The sequence below is a fragment of the Microcystis sp. M109S1 genome, from assembly GCF_020247025.1.
Taxonomy (GTDB): domain Bacteria; phylum Cyanobacteriota; class Cyanobacteriia; order Cyanobacteriales; family Microcystaceae; genus Microcystis.
The window spans coordinates 1-3,801 of record NZ_JADBRW010000353.1; the positions used below are offsets into that span (position 1 = coordinate 1).

The 3,801-nt window shown below is 42.9% G+C and carries 5 protein-coding genes; 3 read left to right on the forward strand and 2 right to left on the reverse strand.

The features are described 5' to 3' along the window. Positions 1-200 precede the first annotated feature (200 nt). Together IM322_RS17625 and IM322_RS17630 are read left to right on the forward strand one after the other, a co-directional pair. Complete coding sequence (locus tag IM322_RS17625) at positions 201-557, forward strand: hypothetical protein (protein WP_287676161.1); 357 nt, start codon at positions 201-203, stop codon at positions 555-557. A 328-nt stretch (positions 558-885) separates the two neighbouring features. Next, the gene (locus IM322_RS17630) at positions 886-1,122 is read left to right on the forward strand and encodes a hypothetical protein (protein WP_287676163.1); all 237 of its coding nucleotides are present in this window, start codon (positions 886-888) and stop codon (positions 1,120-1,122) included. A gap of 65 nt (positions 1,123-1,187) precedes the next feature. On the opposite strand, the gene IM322_RS17635 is transcribed toward IM322_RS17630, so the two are convergent. After that, complete coding sequence (locus IM322_RS17635) at positions 1,188-2,111, reverse strand: lysylphosphatidylglycerol synthase domain-containing protein (protein ID WP_287076230.1); 924 nt, start codon at positions 2,109-2,111, stop codon at positions 1,188-1,190. Between the two features lie 38 nt (positions 2,112-2,149). Between IM322_RS17635 and IM322_RS17640 the strand changes: the two genes are divergently transcribed. Next, positions 2,150-2,653 carry a hypothetical protein gene (locus IM322_RS17640; RefSeq protein ID WP_287676164.1) on the forward strand — a complete coding sequence of 168 codons (504 nt, stop codon included), beginning with the start codon at positions 2,150-2,152 and terminating at the stop codon, positions 2,651-2,653. A gap of 37 nt (positions 2,654-2,690) precedes the next feature. Here IM322_RS17640 and patR read toward each other — a convergent pair whose 3' ends face one another. Next, positions 2,691-3,539 carry a heterocyst master regulator PatR gene (gene patR, locus IM322_RS17645; protein WP_287676165.1) on the reverse strand — a complete coding sequence of 283 codons (849 nt, stop codon included), beginning with the start codon at positions 3,537-3,539 and terminating at the stop codon, positions 2,691-2,693. Between the last annotated feature and the right edge of the window lie 262 nt (positions 3,540-3,801).

Sequence of the window (3,801 nt, forward strand, 5' to 3'; positions counted from 1 at the left end):
AATTTACGCTTGGGGAGTAGTCCCTAAGAGTGCTTGCCTTGTAGGTGTAGTCGGACTAGACATGAAGCTGTAAGACCAAAATTAGCTTTGCTAGTAGAGGCAGGATTCAGCCCAAGAATCTCCGCACTTTTAGGGCGGAGATTGTCAAATATCTATAATGCAAGTATAATCGCTATTGACAACCTATCTCCAAGGCAATTATGAAGAAAACTTTTTTCACCTCCATCGCCGTTAGTGCCACCCTCGTCAGTGGTATTGTTTTAGGTACTCTTGATGCTGGCAGTGCCTCCGCTTGTCCTTTCGCTAAAGCTAAAGGCATTTTTGGCAGCAATAACAGCTTCCATGTCGATCCTAACAAACTTATTTTAGGGGTTGCCACCGCTACAGGAGCAATCACCGTAGCCGGTGTTTTAAGCTACCGTCGTTTTCACTCCGGACAGCCTCCCGAAGATGCCGCCGCTAACCTGCCGTCGGTATTTCCTATCCCCATTCCCCCCGCAGCTTTAAATGCCGCAGTGGAGGCGGAAGAAGCGGCAGAAACCAGCCAAATCTCCTAAAAATCTGCTATATTTCCTCAAAAAAGGTGTTGGCATCCCCGCAGCTTTCCCGCTAGGCAACACCTTTTTCTGCCTAATTGGGGTCTGCTGAATAAATCTAAAACCTTGTCGGATAACACTTTTGGACTTTTTTGACCTCAAAAAGTGCCTGACATAGGAGTGATCGGGGGGAAAATTCCGGGACTTTTTCCCTGAAAATTAGGTAATTGACACCCTCAAAATCGCTAAAACCCCACACCCCACACCCCACACCCTGCCTCCAGGAAAAACTTTTTCAGCATACCCTAATTGTGTCCCAGTTATCAGAATTTTCAGCGATTTTTAAGTTATGTTAAAAAGTGCAACCCTACCACCAGAGGTAAAGATGGGCGACTCTATCACATTTTCTGACACCCCACTTCACAAAGATCATCACACTTGGGAGCATTTAAAACAAGCCATCGCCGCTAGTTCCGGTTTTCGGCGTTGGCAGCAAGAACAACTAGAATCAGGTAAAAATAGAGACGATGCTGATGCTCGCATTTGTTCCTATCTACGGGAAACTTTAGAAACTTTAGCCTACTAGATTGATGCTCCCCAGCTATGACGGCATGGGGACCTTTTTTGTCCGTTTAAGCTAATTTGAAGACCTTATTTTCTGCGCGCCTCGTAACCCAACAACCAGACAAAAGCGACAATTAAAGGCAGGAAATAATAAATAGCTCGATAGGCGATTAAAGAACCTAAAAGCTCGGCATTAGATACATATTCTGGCCGTAATCTCAGCATGATAAACTCAAAAACACCTATTCCCCCCGGCACATTGCTTAATACCCCTGCCGTCATGGCAAATACATAGAGACCGAAAAATCCTAAAAACGAAGTATTGTAGCTGCCCGGGAGAAGAAGATAGAGAACTCTAGCGGCTAATATCCAATCAATAAAAGTCAACAAAATCAAAGCCAGGGAAAGAGTCCAAGAGGGTAAATAGATGTTTTCTTGGCCGATTCTTATTGGTTTTTTATAGGTGAGAGTCAAGAAAAAATATCCCGTAACCAGCAATAAAAAAATTATTCCTAAAGGTTTAGTAGTTAAAAAAGGTAATTTTAAAAGTTGAGGAATCCGTTGGGGATCGAGGAGGAAACTTAAACCACCAATCCCTAACATTCCTAACCAAAAGCTTAAATGGGTAAAAGTAATAACTTTGGCAATATCCACCACCCCCACCCCCGCAGGAGTATAGAAACGATAACGAATTGCTGTCCCAGAAAATAAGGTCAAACCAATGGTATTACCAAGAGCATAACTGATAAAAGCAGCGCGGATAATAGTGCCTAAAGCTAAGGGATGATTGATATAATAAAAACCTAGGCGATCATAACCCGTCATCGACAAATAACCCAAAGCCATCCAAAAAATAGCTTCTAGCTTACGACTTGTGGTAAGATGATCCAAACTAGCCAACAGTTGAGCAAAAGTGTAGTGTTTAAATTCTTGACTAATTGCCCAGACCGCTAGAATAAATAAACTCAAAGACAGGATAATCGGAGCAAAACGCCAGATTTTTTTATACATCTTACTTTTTACGAATTACTTTTGACTCATTAAAATTTATGAAAAGATCAAAGCTAGATTTAGCTAAACGTTTAAATCGATCCCGAAAAAGGAAATATGATAAATTCCTGACTTCCTCCTTATATTTAACAATTATTCTGGGTTTATTTTATCTACTCTACCTCAATCTTCCTTGGTCTTTTCATCTTTTTGTGCATTGGGTGACTAAAGGGGGTGATTTAGACAAAATTCCTGCCAAATTTTATTCAGAACTTAATCAATTATGTTTGAGAGCAGATAGTAGGGGGGAAGTAAGAACGAGAAACTATACAGAACATACAGAAATCGCCGAATCTCTTGGCACATTTAGATGTACTTTAGTTAATGGTGGTCAAGAATGGTTAATAGAAGATTATAAATCTTTTAGTTCTGCCGATGAAGCGATTTTAGGCACTCAGTTAGCGGTTTTTATCGCCGAGATTTTGGGAACAGATTATAGTTATAACATTCGCGCTTATATTCCCAATACTAAGTATCAAATAGCTCCCAAAACCAAATCCTAGACTAGGGATGGGTTTCTCACCCATCCTTAGAAAAAAATTAGTTTTCCGATACGGGTTTTGGTCGGGAAGGCCGAGGGATAGGGGATTGTCCGGGGGTAAAAGGTCGTTTTTCTCCTTCCCCCGAAAGATGACGATTTTTATCAAAAGGCTTTTTAAAACCTCCCTTACCCATCGGTTTTTTCTTGCTGGCAAAACCGAGGTCTAAACCTTCCAAAATGGTTAAGGCATCTCCTTTAAGTTGTACCTGAAAATCCCAAAAACGACTGATCGGTTTACCAGATAAAGTACCGCGCAATTTTAGTTTAAAAAACTTGGGTTTGTCCGCTTCAGTTTTGGGCATTTGTCGGATTTTGACCACTACCGCTTGATTTTCCCGTTCGGTAAAGATGACTTCGCCTCGAATCGAGAAATAACCCGGGGTAGAAGCGAGGAGAGGCTCTATCTCCTGATCATCCTCCTTTTTCAGGGTTTCTGGTTCCCAAACACCGACAATCTGAACATGAAGGGCATCATTTTCCTGACGGGTGCGCGGATAAACCACCCAAAGATGCGGTTTTTCCAGATCGAGATGATTTTTGACCAAACTGATCACTCGACCGAGAATCACAGAATCGATCAGAGTACCATCGGCAGTTAAAATATTGCCTTTAGTTAATTGTTCCTCCGATCGCTGATAATGGCCATAGACGAGACCGATCGCCCGATACTGCCGCAGATGACTGGGAGGGGGGATCGGTTGTTGACGTTTGACCTCTGCGGGGGTGGCTGACTCTACGGCTAAATCAGCCTCGGTATGGGGGGATTCAAGGGGGACTTCCTGAAGTGGAAATTCAGGAGTCGGGGGGGTTTTCGGTGATTCGGTAAACCGATTCCCAGGACGATTCATATCACACTCCTAGCGGCGGAGACACATAGTAAATTAGTAATCAAGCAAGTCAAAAGCGCGATCTGGGGGGTTACAATAACCCTCTAGGGCGACTCTACTGTCATCTAGTATATTAAGAACCTTGACATCCTCACCGCCGTAAACGGACGGTGATTCCCAAACCTCACGATTTGGGTTTCTGCTTCTTTCCCTTGCGGGGTTCCGCACCTGCCTTAACAGATTTACTCTGTTCTGGTCTTATGGTCGCTCTACAGACTGACAC